Origin of the sequence: Sutterella parvirubra YIT 11816 (assembly GCF_000250875.1) — a bacterium.
GTDB classification, from domain to species: Bacteria; Pseudomonadota; Gammaproteobacteria; order Burkholderiales; family Burkholderiaceae_F; genus Sutterella; species Sutterella parvirubra.
This window is the reverse complement of the sequence record NZ_JH605008.1, coordinates 11,861-31,400: the sequence shown is the minus strand read 5'-3', so window position 1 is coordinate 31,400 and position 19,540 is coordinate 11,861. Positions and strand designations below refer to the sequence as shown.

At 65.8% G+C, this 19,540-nt stretch carries 12 protein-coding genes and 1 tRNA gene; 6 read left to right on the top strand and 7 right to left on the bottom strand.

The window, feature by feature from the left end; all coding sequences use genetic code 11:
• Positions 1-999: acetyl-CoA carboxylase carboxyltransferase subunit alpha (locus tag HMPREF9440_RS08540; protein WP_087943858.1), on the bottom strand; the 999-nt coding region annotated here is incomplete at its 3' end.
• A 111-nt stretch (positions 1,000-1,110) separates the two neighbouring features.
• Complete coding sequence (gene cysS, locus HMPREF9440_RS08535) at positions 1,111-2,517, bottom strand: cysteine--tRNA ligase (protein ID WP_008543347.1); 1,407 nt, start codon at positions 2,515-2,517, stop codon at positions 1,111-1,113.
• 451 nt (positions 2,518-2,968) lie between these two features.
• Here cysS and HMPREF9440_RS08530 point away from each other — a divergent pair, with 451 nt between their 5' ends.
• From HMPREF9440_RS08530 to HMPREF9440_RS08515, 4 genes are all read left to right on the top strand, one after another.
• Entirely contained in the window at positions 2,969-3,520 is a 552-nt protein-coding gene (locus HMPREF9440_RS08530; protein ID WP_008543343.1) for a tetratricopeptide repeat protein, read from the top strand.
• Between the two features lie 76 nt (positions 3,521-3,596).
• Positions 3,597-4,172 carry a peptidylprolyl isomerase gene (locus HMPREF9440_RS08525; RefSeq protein ID WP_008543341.1) on the top strand — a complete coding sequence of 192 codons (576 nt, stop codon included), beginning with the start codon at positions 3,597-3,599 and terminating at the stop codon, positions 4,170-4,172.
• 220 nt (positions 4,173-4,392) lie between these two features.
• Positions 4,393-4,884, top strand: a complete 492-nt coding sequence (locus HMPREF9440_RS08520; RefSeq protein ID WP_008543339.1) for a peptidylprolyl isomerase — start codon at positions 4,393-4,395, stop codon at positions 4,882-4,884.
• A gap of 114 nt (positions 4,885-4,998) precedes the next feature.
• A complete protein-coding gene (locus tag HMPREF9440_RS08515) occupies positions 4,999-5,778 on the top strand; it encodes a UDP-2,3-diacylglucosamine diphosphatase (protein WP_008543337.1) in 780 nt (259 codons plus the stop codon).
• Positions 5,779-5,922: 144 nt separating this feature from the next.
• Here HMPREF9440_RS08515 and HMPREF9440_RS08510 read toward each other — a convergent pair.
• Positions 5,923-5,998, bottom strand: a tRNA-His gene (locus HMPREF9440_RS08510).
• A 298-nt stretch (positions 5,999-6,296) separates the two neighbouring features.
• Here HMPREF9440_RS08510 and HMPREF9440_RS08505 point away from each other — a divergent pair.
• Complete coding sequence (locus tag HMPREF9440_RS08505; protein ID WP_008543334.1) at positions 6,297-7,580, top strand: nickel-dependent lactate racemase family protein; 1,284 nt, start codon at positions 6,297-6,299, stop codon at positions 7,578-7,580.
• Between the two features lie 113 nt (positions 7,581-7,693).
• On the opposite strand, the gene HMPREF9440_RS12360 is transcribed toward HMPREF9440_RS08505, so the two are convergent.
• The 4 genes from HMPREF9440_RS12360 to HMPREF9440_RS08485 form a co-directional block, all read right to left on the bottom strand.
• On the bottom strand, positions 7,694-11,713 hold the full coding sequence (locus HMPREF9440_RS12360) for a DEAD/DEAH box helicase (RefSeq protein ID WP_008543332.1): 4,020 nt from the start codon (positions 11,711-11,713) through the stop codon (positions 7,694-7,696).
• Between the two features lie 23 nt (positions 11,714-11,736).
• The gene (gene tilS, locus HMPREF9440_RS08495) at positions 11,737-14,157 is read right to left on the bottom strand and encodes a tRNA lysidine(34) synthetase TilS (protein ID WP_008543331.1); all 2,421 of its coding nucleotides are present in this window, start codon (positions 14,155-14,157) and stop codon (positions 11,737-11,739) included.
• A 288-nt stretch (positions 14,158-14,445) separates the two neighbouring features.
• Positions 14,446-16,113, bottom strand: a complete 1,668-nt coding sequence (locus tag HMPREF9440_RS08490; protein ID WP_008543330.1) for an RNA-binding domain-containing protein — start codon at positions 16,111-16,113, stop codon at positions 14,446-14,448.
• 300 nt (positions 16,114-16,413) lie between these two features.
• Positions 16,414-17,685: a M20/M25/M40 family metallo-hydrolase gene (locus HMPREF9440_RS08485; protein ID WP_008543329.1), complete on the bottom strand. Its 1,272-nt coding sequence runs from the start codon at positions 17,683-17,685 to the stop codon at positions 16,414-16,416.
• A 440-nt stretch (positions 17,686-18,125) separates the two neighbouring features.
• Here HMPREF9440_RS08485 and HMPREF9440_RS08480 point away from each other — a divergent pair.
• Positions 18,126-19,540, top strand: a 1,415-nt coding sequence (locus tag HMPREF9440_RS08480) for an FAD-dependent oxidoreductase (RefSeq protein ID WP_008543328.1), incomplete at its 3' end; no start/stop codon positions are given.

The following is a 19,540-nucleotide window of genomic DNA, read 5'->3' as shown; positions in this document are numbered from 1 at the left end:
GGCCACCGTCACGGCTTCGGCTTCCGCCTTCGCGACGGTCTCGAAGAACCCGTAGTGCTCGATGCGCTCGGCGCGGCGGGAAAGGAGTTCTTCGGTGGTGAGGCGCTGGAGCGCGCGGAGTTCGTCGACGACGCACTTCTTCAAGGTCGTCGCCATCAGCTGCGGATCGCGGTGCGCGCCGCCGATCGGCTCCGAAATCACGCGGTCGACGAGCCCCAAACGGGCCAGGCGGTCGGCGGTGAGCGACAGCGCCTCCGCGGCGCGGGGCGCCTGCGCGGCGTCCTTGAAGAGAATCGAGGCGCAGCCTTCGGGCGAAATGACCGAGTAGGTCGCGTACTGAAGCATCATGACGACGTCGGCGACGGCGACGGCGAGCGCGCCGCCCGAGCCGCCCTCACCGATCACGATGGAGACCACCGGGACGCGCAGCTGGCTCATCTCCAGAAGGTTGCGGCCGATCGCTTCCGACTGCCCGCGCTCTTCGGCGCCGATCCCGGGATAGGCCCCGGGGGTGTCGACGAAAGTCACCACAGGCAAACCGAACTTCTCGGCCAACTTCATGAGGCGGAGCGCCTTGCGGTACCCCTCCGGGCGCGCCATGCCGAAGTTGCGGCGGGTGCGCTCCTTCAAGCTTCGGCCCTTCTGGTTCCCGATCACGACGACGTTCATGTCGGCGATGCGGGCCAAGCCGCCCACGATCGCCTCGTCGTCCGCGAAGGCGCGGTCGCCGTGGAGTTCGTGGAAGTCCGTGCAGAGCGCTTCGATGTAGTCGAGCGTGTAGGGGCGCTGCGGGTGGCGCGCGACGAGCGAGGTCTGCCAGGGGGTGAGTTCGGCGTAGACCTTCTTCAGAAGCTCGTCCGCCTTCGTTTCGAGCGAGGCGATCTCGCTCGCGACGCTCACGGTGCTCTTGCCTTCCTCTTCGAGGGCGCGGAGCTCATCGATCTTCGTCTCGAGCTTTTCGATGTCGTGCTCGAAGTCGAGAAAAACTTTCTTGGCCATTCGTGGTCTTCTTCGGATGTCGGGGTTGGGTTCGGGGGATTGTTCGGGTCATGGTCCGGAGGGGCTCCGGGGAGCCCCTCCGGCTTGTTGAGCCGCTTGAAATCAGGCGTATCAGATGCGGCGCCAGGTCGTCCCCTGCGGGCCGTCCATGAGTTCGATGCCTTCGGCCAAAAGGTCGGCGCGGATCTGGTCCGCGCGGGCGAAGTCGCGCGCCTTCTTGGCGGCGGCGCGCTCCGCAATGAGACCTTCGACGCGGGCGGCTTCGTCTTCGTTGACGCCGCCCTTCAGAAACGTTTCCGCGTCGCCCTGAAGGAGGTTGAGGATCTTGCCGAGGCCCAGGAGCTGTCGCACGAGCGCGGCGTCGCCGGTGCGGTTGATCTCAGCCGCCAATTCAAAGAGAACGGAGACAGCCTGGGGCGTATTGAAGTCGTCGTCCATCGCGGCCTTGAAGCGCGCGGCGAAGGCTTCGTTCCAGTCGAGGTCCTTGCCGTCGGAGGTCCGGCCCTTCAAGGCCGTGTAGAGACGCACGAGCCCCTTCTGGCTGTCTTCGATGAGGCCGGGCCCGAAGCTCACGGGGCTGCGGTAGTGGCTCTTCAGGAGGAAGAAGCGGAGCACCTCGGCGCCGTTCCCCTTGCCGTAGGCCTTTTCGGTGTCGGCCAAGGCGTCGCGGATCGTCCAGAAGTTCCCGAGCGACTTGCTCATCTTCTCTTCCGTGCCGTCGGCGTTGCGGACGCGAAGCGGCCCCGAGTGCATCCAGGTCTTCGCGAACGGCACGCCGGTCGCGGCCTCCGACTGCGCGATTTCGTTTTCGTGGTGCGGGAAGACCAAGTCCGGGCCGCCCCCGTGAATGTCGAAGGTGTCGCCGAGGAGTTCACGCGCCATCGCCGAGCACTCGATGTGCCAGCCCGGACGGCCCTTCCCCCACTTCGAATCCCACTGGGGTTCGCCCGGCTTCGCCTTCTTCCAGAGGACGAAGTCGAGGGGGTCGCGCTTGCCCTGAGAGACGGCGACGCGCGCGCCCGACTGGAGGTCGTCGATGCTCTTCCCCGAGAGCTTCCCGTAGGTGTCGAACTTCCTCACGGCATAGTCGACGTCGCCGTCTTCGCCCTGGTACGCAAAGCCCTTCTGCTCGAGCAACCCCACGAGGTTGAGCATCTGCGGGATGTAGTCCGTTGCGCGGGGTTCATGCGTGGGGGCGAGGCAGCCGAGCGCCAGCATGTCCTCCTGCATCGCGCGGGCGAATTCGGCGGTGAGCGCGTCGGTCGTGACGCCGCGCTCCGCCGCGCGGCGGATGATCTTGTCGTCGACGTCGGTGATGTTCCGCACGAACGTGACCTTGTTCCCGGAGGCTTCGAGCCAGCGGCGCACGACGTCGAACGCGACGAAGGTGCGGCCGTGCCCGATGTGGCAGTAGTCGTAGACCGTCACGCCGCAGACGTACATGCGGACGTGGCCGGGCTCGATCGGTTCAAAGGGCCGCTGCTCGCGGGCGAGGGTCGAATAGATGGAAAGCGCCATGTCGGATGACTCTCTTTTTTTCTTGAGCGTGGAGGGCGGACGAGGGGGGCGGGGTCGGTGCCGCCCGGGTCCGCGACGAATTCCGCGCCGAAGTCCTCAAGGGTCCGAGGTGGCGCCCCTTCCTCTTTGTAAGAAGTCGCGACGCCTCCGGTACCGGGGTCGCGTGTCGTTACCGTTTTTCAAATCGGCGGGCGGCCCGTTCCCTGTAGAATTCGGCATAAATCTTCGAGAGTATAGCCGTCCGCCGGGGCCCGTGCGCCCGGTCGCGGGCCTCATCAACCGTTGAGACTAGCCCGCGCCGAGAGCCCGTCCGGCCCCCTTCGAAAGCCCGCGGCACGCACCCGAAGGCGCCGGAACGCTTTTCCGGGGAACGGGGCGCCCAGAGGGCGCCCGGAGCCGTCCCCGGGGAGGCGTTCCTCCTTTTGCCAAACACGTTTTCCGAACCCGAATCATGCGCCGCAGCCTCTTCGCCGGGATCGCCGCCGGTCTTCTCGCCGTCGCCCTCCCCGCCTTCTCCGCCACGCAGATGGAGGAGCTTGCCCAAACGCTCCACGACAACGAATTTTCGGCGCAGGTCGAAAAGCTGATCAAGAACGGCCGCAGCGCCCAGGCGCTGGAACTCGCGGACCTGGGGCTGGAGCGTAACAACAGGAACGCGCAGCTCCGCTTCATGCGCGCGGTGGCCTTGGAAACGCTGGGCCGCAAGGAAGAGAGCGCGAAGGAATTGAGGAGCCTCATCTCCGCCTACCCGGAAATCCCCGAGCCCTACAACAACCTCGCGGTGATCGAGGCCGGGTTCGGGAATCTGGAAGAAAGCCTGCGGCTTTTGACCCGTGCCCTTCAGATCAATCCCGACTTCCAGCTCGCACGCAAGAACGTGGGCGACGTGTACCTCGCGCTCGCCATCGAAGCCTACGAAGCGAGCGCGCCCTCCTTTCCGAGGAACGCCGAACTTCAGACGCGCCTCAAAACCTTGAAGCGCATCACGGCTTCGGGCCTCTGATACGGGCGCTGATCCGAACACGCTCAAACCCAAACCACCCACACCCACCCCTGCACCACTTCCGGAGTTGAACCACATGCAGTTCCGCACCCGTCTCGCCCTCATGGCGACGCCTCTTCTTCTCGCGCTCGGCACGGCCCACGCCGCCGCGGGCGACCCCCGCGTGCTTCTTGAAACCTCGATGGGGAACATCACCGTCGAGCTCGCTCCCGAACGCGCGCCGATCACGGTGAGGAACTTCCTCGCCTACGTCGAGAAGGGCCACTACGACGGGACGATCTTCCACCGCGTGATCCCGGGCTTCATGATCCAGGGCGGGGGCTTCACGGCCGACATGAACGAAAAGCCGACGATGCAGCCGATTCCGTTGGAAGCCCGCGGGGGCTTGCCCAACGACCGCTACACGATCGCGATGGCCCGCACGTCGTACCCGCACTCCGCCACGTCGCAGTTCTTCATCAACGTCGCGGACAACGACTTCCTCAACGCCGACCGCGCCCAGGACGGGAACGGCTACGCGGTGTTCGGGCGCGTGGTCGCCGGTGAAGACGTCGTCGACAAGATCGCGGGCGTGAAGACCGGCGCCAAGGGCATGATGCGCGACGTGCCGATCGAGGCCGTCACGATCAAGGCGGCGAAGATCGTCAAGTAATTCCCCGGGCGCTCCCGACGGGGGACGCCCGACCCCACCCATCAACACCACCCAAGGCCAGCGGCGCGGAGAATCTTTCGCGCCGGGCCGGGCGGGCATCGGAACGAGAGGGATTCCACCCAAAGATCTAACCCCAAGGAGAACGCCCCGGCGCGAGATGCGCCGAAGGCCCTTCCGTTAAAATGCCCGCTTCCATTCATCCAAAGGACAACTGAGAAAGATGATCCGCTTCACCACGAACGTCGGCACGATCGACATCGAACTCGACCACGAGCACGCTCCCAAGACCTGCGAAAACTTCGAAACGTACGTCAAGGAAGGCTTCTACAACGGCGTGATCTTCCACCGCGTCATCAAGGGCTTCATGATCCAGGGCGGCGGCTTCGAGCCGGGGATGAAGCAGAAGGCGACGCACGACCCGATCCAGAACGAAGCGGACAACGGCTTGAAGAACGACCGCTACACGATCGCGATGGCCCGCACGCCGGATCCGCACTCCGCCACGGCGCAGTTCTTCATCAACGTGAACGACAACGACTTCCTCAACCACACCTCGCCCACGCCCTCCGGCTGGGGCTACGCGGTGTTCGGCCGCGTCGTCGCCGGCGAAGACGTCGTCGACAAGATCGCGGCGGTGCGCACCTCAACCCGCGGCTTCTACGGCGACGTGCCGATGGAAGACATCGTGATCGAAAAGGCTGAGATCCTCTAATCCGGATTTCGCCCGCGCGCGATTTTGAGAAAGGCCGACGGCCCCGAGGCCGCCGGCCTTCTTTAAAATCAGCAGGAACCACCACCCCAAAAGCCAACCACGTACGGACCCGCCATGGACTTCGCCAAGCTTCCCGTCAACGCCGGCCTCAAGGAAGTGCCGCCGCTCACCAACCCCGTCATCATCTCGGACATTCACCTCACGGCGCAAAAGCCCAAGACCATCATGGGGTTCCTGCGCTTCATGAAGACGGTGGCGCCGCGCTACGCGGAACTCGTGATCCTCGGCGACCTCTTCGACTTCTGGATCGGCGACGACGCGATGGGTGAGGCGCAGGCGATCGTCTCGCAACTGAAGCTCTACACCTCGACCGGCCGCCGCGTGATCATCATGCAGGGGAACCGCGACGTCATGCTGGGGCCGGACTTCGCCGAAGCCTGCGGCGCGGAACTCGTTGCCGACCCGATCAAGATCGACGTGATGGGCCGCCCCATCCTCTTCTCGCACGGCGACGCCTGGTGCCTTCGCGACGAAGACTATCAGGCCTTCCGCGCGATGGTGCGGAACCCCCAGTGGCAGGCGGCCGTCCTGCAGAAGCCCGTCGCCGAGCGCATCGCCATGGCGAAGGAAGCCCGCGCGAAGAGCGAGTACGACAAGGGTGAGAAGAGCTTGGCCGACATGGACGTGGTCGAACGCGCCGTGGCGGAGGCCGCCCGCGAAGCCGGCGTCGACATGGTGATCCACGGCCACACGCACCGCCCGGCCGCCCACGTGGGCGCCGCGATCGAGCGCTGGGTCCTCCCCGACTGGGAGCTGGACGACACGGAATGCGCGGGCCGAAGCGGCTGCATCACGTTCCTGGAAGGCGGTCGTCCGCAGATTCAGATGTTTTAAGAGCGGTCGGCCGCAGGCCGACGCTTGATTGACGGGAGGCGTTTCCGGAGACGGGGACGCCTCTTCCGTTTTTCGGGCTGCCGAAAAACAAAAAATCCCGCATATCCGACCGGATCCCGGGACTTTTCAGGCTTCAGAGGAACATGGGGTGGGCGATGGGACTCGAACCCACGACAACCGGAATCACAATCCGGGACTCTACCAACTGAGCTACGCCCACCATGTTTTCTGACTTCTCCGTGAGGCCTCAGCCCCGCGGGAGAATTGACATTCTACGGATAATTTGCGCCTTGTCAATAGCGCCCGGCACATAAAGTTCACATGCCCTCATAATGGTTGGATTGGCCCGCCGCTCTAGGCCGTAGGAAGGCGAAGAGCGGCCCCGACCGATTTCGGGCGGACCGCACGACCAAGACCATCCCGCGGACCGCCTTCGCCCCGAGCTCCCTCGTGAGCCGGGTGCGGAATCGAACAGATCCATCAGACCACAGCAACGACCACATCTGAGAGAGAAGAACATGACTGAGCGCACCTACAGCTTTGCCTACGGCCGCGGCGAAAAGAGCTTCACGATCGACGACGACCTCGTCATCTCGGAAGTCCGCACGCGCCCCTTTCCCGTGATCCCGAAGGATCAGATCCGCGAGAAGGTCCTGGAGACGATCCGCAACCCGATCGGCACGAAGCCCCTCGCCGAGATCGTCAAGCCCGGCGACACCGTCGCCTTCATCTGCAACGACCCGACCCGAGTCGCGAACAGCTTCGACTTCATGCCGGTGTTCGTGGAGGAACTGAACCGCCTCGGCATCCCCGACGAGAACATGCGGATCGTCTTCGCCCTGGGCACACACCGCGCGATGACGGAGGAGGAAATGGCCGCGCAGGTGGGCGCGGACGTCGCGAAGCGTTTGAAGACCTACAACTCGATCTCCACGATCGACGAAGACTTCATCGAGTTCGGGACCACGTCCCGCGGGACGCCGGTGCGCATCAACAAGCACCTCTGCGACGTCGACCACATCATCATGACGGGGACGATCGTGCACCACTACTTCTCCGGCTACGGCGGCGGGCGCAAGGCGATCCTTCCCGGCTGCGCCGCGATGGAGACCGTGCGAGTTAACCACAGCTTCATGCTGGACCCGAAGGCCGCCCTCGGCGTCACCGTCGGGAACCCCTGCTACGAGGACCAGATGGAAGGGGTGGAGATCTTCGCGAAGGGGCGCTCCCTCTTCCTCTTCAACGCGATTTTGAACGCCAAGCACGAATTCGTCGGGATGTTCGCGGGCGACTGGCGTGAAGCCCACCGCGAGGCCTGCAAATTCGTCGACCAGGTCTACGGCGCGGTGATCCCGCAGGAAGCGGACTTGGTCGTCGCCTCCTGCGGCGGCTACCCCAAGGACATCAACGTCTACCAGATGCAGAAGACCATGGACAACGCGATGTGCGCGGTCCGTGAAGGGGGCGTCGTCATCCTCTTCGCCGACTGCGAGGAAGGGTCCGGCTCCGCGGTTCTGGAAGAAACCTTCCGCAGGCTCAAGACCCCGGAAGCGATCCGTGCGGAATTGGAAGGGAACTTCAGGATCGGCGCCAACAAGGCCTTCGCCGTCACGCGCCCGCTCTCCAAGGCCCGCTTCATTTTGGTGACGAGCCTCGACCCCGAACTCGCCCACGACATGCTCTTCACCGCCGCGGTGAAGACGCCGGAAGAGGCGTTCGCCTTGGCGCGGGAATACGTGGGTGAAAAGCCCACCGTGATCCTGATGCCGGAAGGCAGCCTCACGGTGCCGCGCGTCGAGTGAGACCGGTGAAAGGCTGAGGACGGCGGGGGCTGCCCCCCCGCGGGCCGAGGCCTTCCAGGCAAAGAAGTTCAAACCCCGTCGGGTGCGCCCGGCGGGGTTTCTCATGAAAGTGCTCACCACGTCCAGGGGACGTCGTCGATGGGCTTCGAGAGGACGACCAGAGGGTCTTCGTCGGCCTTCTCCGCAGGCTTCTCCGGCGTCTTCCCGGAGGGCTTTTCCGGGGCCTTCTGCGGTTCCGTCTTCGGCGCGGACGTCGGCTTCGCCGCAGGTGCTTCCGGCTGCGGGGTGGGGTTCGCTGCGGGCACCCTCCCGCTCTCCTCGCCCACCTTGGGCGCCGCCGGGTCGGTGCGCATCGCGTCCACCGCACGGTAGACGGCCTCGGCCGTCGAGGGCTCGCGCCTGCGGGCGGCCTCTTCTTTGGCCTGCACCTTCGCTTCTCCGGGGGTCGGCACGTCGAGGAGCGCATCCAACCCCACGCCCGCGGCTTCGGTCGCGAGGCGGTTCGCGGTGGCCTGGGCGCTGCGGGCGTCTTCGAAGACTTCGCCTTCGAGGAGCACGCCCCGGCGCATGAGCCGCGCGGCGATGCCGAAAAGCTTTTCGGAGCGCCAGTCGGAGAGCGACCCGATCACGATCAGATCGCGCTTCGCGCGCGTCACCGCGACGTTGATGAGGTTCGCGGGGTTGCTCGCCCAGCGGCGCTGGGGGCGCCCGTCCTTCCCGTGGCGGCTCCCCAAGACGAGGATCACGACGTCGGCTTCGCGGCCCTGGAAGCTATGGACGGTGTCGGCGGCGTAGCGCTCCTCCCAACGGTGGGCTTCGATGAGCTTCTGCGCGGCGTTCGCGACCGCACGGAAGGGGGAAATCACGAAGATGCTCGTGCGCTCCAGGGCGGCGGTGCGGTTGAAGCCGCGAAGCACCCCTTCCAACACTTCAAGCTCGCACGCGTTCACCTGCTTTCGCGTCGCGTGCGCGCCGATGTCCATCTGCGGGACGCGCTTTTCCGACGTGTTCCCGGTCGCGGGCGTGTCGTCGACGTCGAGCCAGCAGGAGAGTTCCGGCACCGCCGCGTCCCGGCGCGGCGTCATCTGCACCATCTGACCGTCGTACGAGACGGCGTTCGCGATGTCGAACATCGGCGACTGGCATCGGAGGTGCGTGCGGAGCGGAAACCCGGTCCAAACGTCCGTTCCCGACACCGCGTCGCGGATCGTCGTGCCCCAGGGCATGACGCGGTCTGCGAGGTCCTGAAGCGAACTCTTCGCGGGAGACCACTTCTCGTCCACGCCGCGCGCGCGGCGGCGGAGGTGTTCGCACAAGCGCTCCGGCATCGGCACGATCGGTCGGAGCTGCCGCGAGTCCCCGATCACGACCGCCTTCTTGGCGCGGTCGAGTAGACCCACGGCGGAAGCGGGCGTCGCCTGACTCGCTTCGTCGACGAAGACCCAGCCGAGCTCACCCGGCCCCACGCCCCGGAAGAGCCTCCGGGCGCTCGCCAGGGTGGTGGAAATGACGGGGACCAGCATCGAGAGGGTTTCAAGGACGTTCGCGGCGGAGCCGGAGAGCACCGGTTCGCCCGGGCGCATGAGCCAGCGGCCCGCAGAGACGAGGTTCTCGATCCAGACGGGCGCTTCGGCTTCGAGCGTTGCGCGGTGGAGGTTCAGGGCGGCGAGGAAGAGTTCCGCGCGGGCCTTTTCAAACGCTCCGTCCACCCACACGCTCGTCTTGTGCTGCGCGGGGTCCTGCCGCATCGACTTCACGTAGACCGCGGGCGGGTGGTTCTTCGCGAGCATGTCGGCTTCGCGCGCGGCCATGCCGTCGCGAAGCTTTTCCACTTCCGCGAGGGCCTTCAGAAATTCGGTTTTGACCTCCTGCCAGCGCGTCCGGGCCTCCGATTGCTTCACGGGCTCCGCCCAGAAGGCAAGGCGGTCCGTGACGGTGGGGATGCGGTCGCGCGGCGACTTCTTCGGGTCACCCTTGCGGCGCGCCAGCACGTGCCGCTCGAAGGCCGAGCAGTTGGAGCTCCGCCCCAGGGTGGCGCTCGCCAGCCCCCAAACGCCGTCGATGAAGCGCTTTCTGCGGATCTTCGCCACGTCCGACTGCCCGCGCGCGGGGCGCGGGGCGGAGGGGCTCGTCGCCCAGAGGAAGGCCCCGGCGGGCTCGTGCCAGTAGCTGAAGGCTTCCGTCCTTTCGAGCGAGAAGGCGGTGGGGAGGTCGTCCGTGATGTTGCGGATGGCGGCGTTGTTGTTGGACGCCACGACGATCACGCCGTCGCCCGTCACGGCGGGGTTCGGGGATTGGATCGAGCGCTCGCGATCCCAGTCCTGGAACCGCACGACGGGGCCGTCCGCAAAGAGCGAGGCCGCGTCGGGGAGCCCGGCGATCCGCTTCGCGCGCTCGACCACGATGTCCGCGATGATGTCGCGCAGGATGAAGCTCTTCCCGGTGCCCGGAGGGCCGTTCACCGCGAGGAGCCTTTCGTCCATCGGCACCTCGTCCAGCGCCTTGCCGGCTTTCCCGAGACCCGCCATCAGCGCGACCGCACCCTGCTGCGCGACGTAGAGGTGCTGGTGTTGGTCCAACGGCCAACGGCCCAAGGGCAGCGCCGCGGGCGCGACGAAGGGTTTCAGGGCTTCGGGGTCGGTGAGCACGTCCCGGCGGGCCCGCTCGGTCGCCTTCTCCTCGAACATCGCGGAGAGCAGCCGCGCCAGGGGCATCCCGACGGCGGGGCGGACGTGGGCGAGGCCGGGGAGGTTCGATAAAGAGGACTCAGAGGATTTGGAGGTTTCCGACGACGCCTCGGGCTTCACGTCCGCCATCGCCATCGCGGCTTCGAGCGCCTTCTTCGCCTCTTCCGGGACGAGCCGCCCCCGCACGGACCCGAGGTCCTCGAGGTAGAAGCTCTCCAGCAGGTCTCGGCGGGGCTCGAGGTTGCGCGAGGGGTGCTCGAATTCGATGCGCACCGCGATCCCGAGGTCACCCTCCCAACCGATGCGTTCGGCCAAGCGCCTCGCGAAGGCTTCGATCCATTCGGGCGTGACGGGCTCGCCCCCGACGACGTTCCGGAAGCGGATGGGACGCACGCCGTCGAGGACCGCCGCGGAGGGTGCGGACCCGTCGGACGAGCCGCCGCGCCCCTGGCCGCCCTGCCCCGGGCCTCCGTACTCGTACCCGTCCCAGTCGTCCTCAACGGCGGGGGCGTTACCCTCCGTCTCGCCGGGGCGGGTGCGTTCCGCCACGTAGTTGATGCGCTTTTCCGGGGGCGCCCAGTTGAGCGCCTTGAAGGCGGCCTCGCGGAAGCGCCCCATGACGACGAGGTTTCTCATGAAGGCTTCGTCGGGCGTGAAGGCCTGGGGGTCGAACCCCATGCGCCGCGCCTCCGCGGGGTGCTTCTCCGCCCAGGCGCGTTTGAGCCTCACGAGGTCCAGAACGCCCACCGCCCCCGTGACGCCGTAGCTCTCTTCAACGAGCCGGCCCCAGGGATTCAATTCAAAGGACGCGAGGAACACTTCGCCCCGGATGTTGTCGAGGCCGCCCACGTCGGAGGCTTCGGTGCCGGGGACGAGAAGCGTACGCATCAGGTGCGCGTAGTACGCGCGCTTCGGGATGACGCCCACCATGACGCGGAAGACCGGAAGCACGGTTTTCAATTCTTCGGGCGGGGCGTTGAGGTCGAGGACGACGTCGTCGCCCTCCAAAATCTGCTTGGTCCAGCGCGTCCGGTCGACGCGCTCGGAGACGGTCTCAGGGCGCACGGTCCAGCGGGCCGTGCGCTCGTCGGCTTCGAAGTCGGGGGGCGTGAGAAGCTCGATCGACTCCCAGTAGCGGATCACCTCCGCGGAGCGCTCTGCGAGCGCCTTGGGGAGCACGACCGCGGAGGGCGAGAGGTTGACGCTCCACTGCTCGTTGACCGTGCCGTCGGGGCTCTGCGCAAACGCCGTCGGCGGCACCGTTGCGGGCCCCGCCGGGGTCCAGCCGGGGACGCTCTCGCCCACGACCCCCGCGTCTTCGAACTGCGAGGGGTCGTCGAGGTCGGGCGCGACGGTGACTTCCGGTGCGTCTTCTGCTTCAGGGGCTTCAGCGGCTTCCGCTGCTTCCACCGCCTCAACCTCTGCGGCGAGCTTCTTCGTCTCCACGGCTTCCTCCCCGGGCGCGGCCGTTACTTCCGGCCGCTCTCCTTCTTCGCGCGGGCTTCGAGCTTCCTGCGCGCGTCCTCACGGCGGCGGGCGCGGGCGTCCTTCTTCCTCGCCTCTTCCTTTTCGCGGCGGAGCGCGTCGGGAAGGTCCGCGAAGTTCACCGGACCGGCCGCTTCCCAGAGGCCCTTCTGCTTGTGGAATTCAAAGCGCACGCGCTCGGGGTGCTTCACGGGGTCGTCCGCCTGACGGAGGTCGAGCCCGAGACCAGACGCGTAGACCAAGGCCCCGTTGATGCGCAGAAGCGGCATCGCCGGACGTTCGAACGCGGGGATTTCCGCTTCGATGTAGAGGTCCTTCAGCGGAGCGCTCGGGCGCGCGGGCCAGAGCTTCATCTTGGCGCCGCCGCGGCGGTTCGAAACTTCGATCCGGGCGTCGGGATCGAGCAGACGCGTCAGCGCGATGCCGGGTTCGTCCTCGGCGCAGGGAATGACGGCCAAGACGCCGCCCCAATCGGGGAGCGTCCAGTCGCCGCCCGTGAAGCGGATCGTCTCGGTGCGGATCGCGGCGTCGCCCTGGGTTTCGGAGGCTTCCGGTTCCGCGTCGCGCACGACGAGGTCGCTCCCCCAGCGGCGCACTTCACGGTCCTTGACGCGCACGTGGACGTTGATGTCGGAGGACGCTTCGCGCAGTTGCCGGAGCATCTCTTCGAGCCGCGCTTTGGAGGGCGCCGCCATCCCGTGCTCGGCCATCCAGGCGCGCAGGCACCAGGCCTGGCGCGAGGGCACGAGCTGCAGGAGCGCGAAGATCGAAAGCGCCTGGGGGTTGCGGGTGGAGCGGCAGCGCTCCAGGTCCGTCTGCGCGACGCTCTTCAAGACTTCACAGGTTTCGGCCACGAGCGCGACGCTTCGCGCCGCGGCGGCGCGGAAGCCCGGCCGAATCGATTCGAGAAGCGGGAGGACTTCGTTGCGGATGCGGTTACGGATGAAGCTCGGGTCGGCGTTCGATTCGTCCTCGACCCATTTGAGCTTCATGTTCCGGACGTAGCGGTGGATTTCTTCCGCCGGGACCGCGCACCAGGGGCGCACGAGCATCAGACCGCCCGCGTGAAGCGGGTGGGGATCAGCGCTTTGAGCGCCTTCTCCCGCCATCGCGCCCAAGGCCGAGTCGGCCTCAGAGAAAAGACTCGGTTCCTGATCAGCGGCGGAAGCCGCGGCGGCCGCGCCCGAAAGCGGGAGCGCCCCAGGGCTCGTCAGCATCCGCTCGCGCGGGAAGGCCGCAAGGCCCTCGGGTCCCGCGCCGCGGAGCCACTGGATCAGGAACGTTTCGATGCGATCGTCCTCATGGTGCGCCGTCATCACGATGTCGGCTTCGAGCTTCACCGCTTCGTCGGCAAGCGCCTTGTAGCGGAGCTCCCGTGCGCGGGCTTCGACGCCGTCGCCTTCGGGCGTCACCGACACGCGGACCGCCCGGAAGGGCACCCCGCGGCGTTCGCACTCCGTGCGGCAGTGGGCTTCCCACTGATCCGCATTGGGCGAGAGCCCGTGGTTCACGTAGACGGCGGTGAGCTGTGAGAGAAGCGACTGACTCTTTTCTTTGAGGAGCCTCGCCGCGACGTCGAGGAGCGCCATCGAGTCGCGCCCGCCCGAGAGCGCCAGGACGACGCGCACGGGATTGAGCGGAACGAGGTTGAATTCGTCGGGGGCGCGGCCGACCAGGCGGTCGGCGGCGTCTTCGAGCGCTTCGTAGAGGAGACCGCGAAGCTTCGCGGTCAAGGGATTCGTGCGGGTGCCGAGGCCCAAGCGGCCCTTCTTCTGCCGCAGCGCCTCTTCGTCTTCGAGCGCGAGCCTCGCGCGCTCCACGAGAAGATGGTCGGGGAGACGCGCCGGCGCCGTGTTCGGCATCTTGGGGTCGACGGGTTTCGAGAGCACCCCCGTGAAGCCCCCCGGGGGTTCGGGGAGCGTCATCGGGTCGAACGGAATGTCGGCGTCGTTTTCGGGAAGGACGGGCTTCTTGCGCTCACGGCGCTTCGCGCCGAGACGCTTGGGGGCAGCCTCTTCCTTCGCTTCCTTCTCTTTCCGTTCTTCCTTGGGTTCCTGCGGCTCCTCGAGAGCGGGGGCCGCCCGGACTTCAGGTTCGGCGGACGGCGCGGGGTCCTCGGCGGCCGCAACAACCGCCGCATCGGTCACGATGTCGAACGCGTCGTCGGCGAAGAGGGACCCTTCGAAGAGGCCGGCGTCGGCTTCGGGCGCCTTGGACGTTTTGGGCGCCGCCGGCGTCTTCGCGACGGCCTTCGCACCCGCCTTCGTGCCCTTCGCGCTCTTTTGGCTCTGCGCACGCTTCGCCGCGGGCTTCTTCGCCCCCGACTTCGCGCGGCTTTTCCCGAGCACGGGCACCTCCAGCAGCGGGGTCTCCGTCGTCTGCGCTTCGTCCTTCTTCTTCGCCATCTCTCTACCGAAATACTGTCTCTACAACCGTCTTGCTTTTGTCCGACGACCCTCCCCGACCGCACGCTTTTCCTCTGCGCTGCCGGGCGTCTCAACCGTCTTCGGGAGTCGGATTCCGGGCGGGGAAAAGGCGGGGCCGCGGGGGCGGGCCGCAGGTGAGAGATTTTAGCCGATGGAAGGGGTGGGACCTGCGGGGGCGTCGACGCCGCGGCCCCACCCGGAAGGGGATCGAGAAAAAGAGCTCACCCGGGTGTCGGGCGAGCTCTTCCTCGATGGACTTACGCCGGATTACTGCGCAAACCGGTAGCGCCTGGCTTTCCGATTTCCAACCGCCTCCAAAAGTCCGCGCTCACAAAGCCTCGACAAGAGACCGTACGCCTGCTTGTCGGAGATATTGAGGAGCGACATGGCGTCCCTCCGCGCCAAAGGTCCTTTCCGGAAGGCCGCGTCCAGAAGCGTTTCCTCCGCGCTTGAAACGGGTTCCTTCAGATTGGGTCCCCGCCTCGGCCCGCGCCCGCTGGTTTGGCGTCCCGCGTACACGCTCCGCGAAATCATGAAGCCGGAACGCTTCGAACCCAGCCGTTCGACGAAACCTTCCTCCTCCAGCCGTCCCAAATGAAAGGCGATCAGTTCGGGCTTGTAGTGCGTCTTCTCCGCAAGCTCGGTCTTGGAAAGAACACCGTGCATCTGCAGAGCGGAAAGAATCATCAGCGTGACCATCGTGGACGCGCCCCTGATCTTTTTGAGGCGCTTGATCATCCGGTAAAACTCCACATCCATCGGACGCCTTCGCTGGATCAGACGAACGGAGTCGTCCGTTGAGTCGGAGTAGTCGGGCCATTCCCTGCCGCAAACGATCGAATCCTCAAAAATCAGATCGATGCCCCTGCCCGCACGCTCAACCAGTCCGATCTGACTCATCGCATTCGCCAACCGCGGATTCCGATAGCGGGGTTCAACGGTGAGGAGGTTGTCCAACGTGATGCCGCGCATGAATCCGCCGGGGCTAGTGATCGTGTAGCCCTCATCGTCAAAGCAAACGCTTATCCGGCTCGGCAGCGTGTAGTCCCGGTGAATGAGCGCATTGAGCACTCCTTCACGATAGGCCGCCGGAGAGAAATCCGGTATGCCCTCACGATAAAAGCCCTCCATGAGTTCCGTTTCCGGATTCACGTCCGTGAGCCTATCCATCAAGACCTCATACGTCCTGATCAGAGGGAGCCGCAACTCTTCGGTCTTATGGACGATCGTCCCGGCGAGACGCTGAAACACCACTTCCGCGTTCGGAAGCAGCGCCCGAATGCGCTCTTCATGTCCGATCAGAAGAAGACCGCAAACCGTGGGGAGCGTCGTCCCATCCTCAAACGTGTGCACGAGACCCAAAACCCTGTCCAGGTCCTCGTCCGAGAGCTGAAGAAGGTACGAGGTCGGTACGTTTTCAGCGATGGCCTTCCGCATGTGCTCGCGCTCTTTCGGATTGAGATCTTCCATCGAAGAACCGGGCACCACGGTCGCCGTGTAGTCGAACATCCCCTGCTGGGCCAAAAAATGCGCGATCCGGTAGGAATAGATCGGGAAGTTGCCGGGGCTCTTGTCGAATTTCATCCTCCGCTCCAAAAACCGGCCGTCCATGGTGGACACCAAGCCCGACGCCCTCGGAACGAGGATCATCAAAACAAGCCTTCCCTCCACGTCGTGAACTTCCGTTTCCGCCGCGACGGGCGGCATGGTGTTCGCATAGATGAACGCCTTGGCCTTCGCGGGGTCCGCCCACTTGATTTTTCGGTCTTCAATCCCGCTGACGGAGCCGTCGTCGGCAACGCCGACATAGATGACGCCGCCGTTCGTATTGGCCATGCCGACCACGGCATCGATGACCGTCTTGTCCTGGAGGCCGGATTTGGGAGCGGATTTGAACTCAACCGTCAGAGATTCGGTTTCGGGAATTTCAATCATGGCGGATACGCTCCTTGGTGGGGTCCGATTTGACCTTTAGTCAGAGTTTATCACCTTTCAACGGATATTTATAGCCCCATGCGTTATGGGTCTCTTTTATGGGAATTCATCCAAGTCGTTGATATTTCGAGAATCCATAAGCTCTTCAAGCATCAGCCTACAGAACTATCCGCCCGCGATCGCCGCTTACATCCCAACCTTGGACCGTCATCAATAAAAAAGCTCCGACCGAAGCCGGAGCTGGATGACACGCCGACGAAGCCCTCGGACCCCGTCGGCGTCGATGGTTCGTGCCGAGACTTACGCCATCTTCGGGAGCGCGGGCTTTTCGCCCTTCAGCCCGACGAGCGCGACCGTGATCAGGAGCGCCAGCTGCGGGCCCTTCTGCATATCGGTCGAGTCGAAGTATTCGCGCAGGCTGTGCTCGAGGCAGGTCTTCCCGCCCGTGCCGATGCAGACGCTCGGCACCCCGATCGACATCGGCATGTTGGTGTCGGTCGAAGACGGACGGCACTGACGGACTTCGAGACCCATCACGTTCATCGCGGCCAGGGTCGCCTGAACGGCCGGGCAGTCGGCCGGGCGAAGCCCCGCCGGGCGGTTGCCGATCTGGGTCTTGACGAGCTTCAACTGATGCTCGGCGTCGGCCTTCGGCCAGTGGGCGTTTTCGATTTCGACGGCCTTCTCAAACGCCGCCAACACCGTCTTTTCAAGCTTGTCGAGCTCTTCGACGGAGACGCTGCGCATGTCGACGTCGACTTCGCAGCGCGCGGCGATCGTGTTGACCGTCGTGCCCCCCTTGATCGTGCCGATCGTGTAGGTGGTCTTCGGGTCTTCGGGGAGTTCGAGGTCGGCGATGAGCGCACCCGCGCGGCACATCGCGTGAATCGCGGACGGGACGCGGCCGTAGTCGAGGTAGGAGTGGCCGCCCTGCCCTTCGATGGCGAGGCGCCAACGGTGCGAGCCCGTCGCGCCGTTCTGGACGGTGTAGACGTCCGCCATGTCGAGCGCGATGAAGCCGTCGATCTTGCGGGAGCCGTCAAAGAGCGCCTTCGCACCCTTGATGTCGCCGTTGCCTTCTTCGCCGACCGTGCCCACGAAGAGGATGTCGCCTTCGGTTTCGATCTTGGCGGCTTCCAAGGCGCGCAGAACCTGGAGCATGCTCCGTAGCCCCGACGCGTTGTCGCCGATCCCGGGACCGTAGTAGAGGTTCCCTTCCTTGCGGACCTTGAGGTCGGTGCCCGCCGGGAAGACCGTGTCCAAGTGCGCGGCGATCGCGAGCGTCGGGCCCGCGCCGGAACCCGGACGGCGGCCGACGACGTTCCCGGAGGGATCCATCACGACGTCCTTCAGGCCGTACTCACGCATCAGGCGCATGATCTCCTCGCCGCGGACCTTTTCGGCAAAGGTGGGCGATTCGATCTCGGCGATGTGGATCTGTTCGGCCATCGCGCGCTCGACTTCCGTCTCGCACACCTGAAGCGCGGCGGCGACGGCGGGCGTCGCTTCGAGCGTCTTCACGCGTTCGAGCATGTCGGGGCAAAGGGCGGGAACCGCGTCACGAGTGGTCATCTGGTGCTCCTTGTTCGAAAGAAAACGGTGCCGGGGGCGAAGACCTGGGACCGAAACGAAATGAACGAAACGATCGGCCGGCGGGCCCCTCAAACGGGTTGGTCCTGCGGGCGCGGGAAAGCGTTCCTGCCGGGGCCTCGGAGGCCGTCCGGAAGACGCCGCATCCGCGTCCAAACGCATCATAGCGCGGTGTCGGCCGTACGGATGAAGTACCGAGCCGGTCTGATCAAGGTCAAACCCGAAAGGGCTCCGTAAAAACCCGAAGACACCCGTCATTCAGCGCGACTTAATGGTTTTCCGCCATGCTTTCCGATACCTCCGACCGCCCGGGATTCGGGTACTAAGATCCCCCGTCGACGCCCTTCCGAACACGAAGAAGCCTCCGAGAAGGCTCACGGAAGGCACGGCGGGCGGCCACAAAGGATTTCGAGACCAAGACCATGCACGACAAGCTTTCGACGACGCCTCTGCGTCACGCCCTTCGCCGCAGCGCCGCGGCGACGCTCTCCGCCCTTTCCGTCTTCTCCGTCTTCGCCGTGACGGCGGCGCTCGCCTCCTCGGCCTATGCGGCCGCCCCGACGCCGATGAAGCCCGGCGTCTACGAAGAGGTCGTGCGCGGCAACAACGGGCCTTTGACCGTCCGCGTGACGCTCACCGCCGACCGCATCGAGGCGGTGGCGATCGGCGACAACTACGAGACGGACTACATCGCGCTCGAACCCATGAAGAACGTCGCGACCGAAGTCGTCCGCCGTCAGCGCCTTGACGTCGACACCGTGTCGGGGGCGACGGAATCGACCACCGCGCTTCTGCGCGCGGTCTTTCAGGCCGTCACCGAAGCGGGCGGGGATCTGAACGACTTCTTGAAAGCCGGCGCGGTCGACCCCGCGACCCTCCCCGGGAAGACCGTCAAGGCCGACGTGGTGGTCGTGGGCGGTGGCGGCTCTGGTCTCACCGCCGCGCTCACCGCCGCGAAGGCGGGAAAGAAGGTCCTTCTCATCGAAAAGCACGAAACGCTGGGCGGATCCACCGCTTTGGCCTGCTGCTCGCTCTCGAAGCCTTCGAGTCTCGACACCGGGGACGCCACGCCTGCGGGCGAGGCGCTCAGGAAGACCGAGCCCCAGCTTCTCGCCCTTTTGTCTGAGCTCGGCGTCAACTTCAAGAACGACAACGCCGGGAGCCTCGCCGTTGAGGGGATGGTGTTGGTCAAAAAGCTCGAAGACGCGGCCCGCGCGGCCGGGGTTGAGATGCTCACCTCGACCGCGCTCTACAAGATCGAGCGCGCCGACGGTTCCGACGGCGCCGTGACGCGGGTGCTCGCCCAGGACGGCGCCACCCGCTACGAGGTCGACGCCCCGGCGGTCGTGCTGGCGACGGGCGGGTTCGCCTACGACATCGAGCGCGTCATCTCGACGATGCCGCGCTGGACGGCGCTGACGCCCTTCGCCACCGCCGCGAAAACGTCGACGGGCGACGGGATCCGCATCGCGGAGACCGCGGGCGCCGCGGTCTTTGAGGACGCGCACGTGATCGCGGGCGGCTTGGGCGCCCGCTACGCGGAATTGGACCGTGCGGTGGCTTTGTCGGGCGGGATCCCGAACGGCGTGCTCGTCAACGGCCGCGGCGTGCGGTTCGTGAACGAAGCCGTGCCTGATCTCACCGAAAAGGCCGCGATGGAGGACATCACCTGGGTGATCTTCGACGCGGCGGACGCGAAGCGCGCCGAGACCTTCTCGAAGTACCTGACCTTTGAGGTCGTCGTCGACGCCACGGATTGGCTCACGCTCGCCCGCCGCATGGGCGTGCACGCGGAGACGCTGGCGCAGACCATGAAGACCTACAACGAAGGCGTCGC

Excerpts from the sequence above, each read along its gene's own strand:
- HMPREF9440_RS08490 (WP_008543330.1), bottom strand. The coding sequence starts at position 16,113 with ATGATTGAAATTCCCGAAACCGAATCTCTGACGGTTGAGTTCAAATCC.
- HMPREF9440_RS08525 (WP_008543341.1), top strand. The coding sequence starts at position 3,597 with ATGCAGTTCCGCACCCGTCTCGCCCTCATGGCGACGCCTCTTCTTCTC.
- HMPREF9440_RS08515 (WP_008543337.1), top strand. The coding sequence starts at position 4,999 with ATGGACTTCGCCAAGCTTCCCGTCAACGCCGGCCTCAAGGAAGTGCCG.
- cysS (WP_008543347.1), bottom strand. The coding sequence starts at position 2,517 with ATGGCGCTTTCCATCTATTCGACCCTCGCCCGCGAGCAGCGGCCCTTT.
- HMPREF9440_RS08505 (WP_008543334.1), top strand. The coding sequence starts at position 6,297 with ATGACTGAGCGCACCTACAGCTTTGCCTACGGCCGCGGCGAAAAGAGC.
- HMPREF9440_RS08520 (WP_008543339.1), top strand. The coding sequence starts at position 4,393 with ATGATCCGCTTCACCACGAACGTCGGCACGATCGACATCGAACTCGAC.
- HMPREF9440_RS08530 (WP_008543343.1), top strand. The coding sequence starts at position 2,969 with ATGCGCCGCAGCCTCTTCGCCGGGATCGCCGCCGGTCTTCTCGCCGTC.
- HMPREF9440_RS08485 (WP_008543329.1), bottom strand. The coding sequence starts at position 17,685 with ATGACCACTCGTGACGCGGTTCCCGCCCTTTGCCCCGACATGCTCGAA.
- tilS (WP_008543331.1), bottom strand. The coding sequence starts at position 14,157 with ATGGCGAAGAAGAAGGACGAAGCGCAGACGACGGAGACCCCGCTGCTG.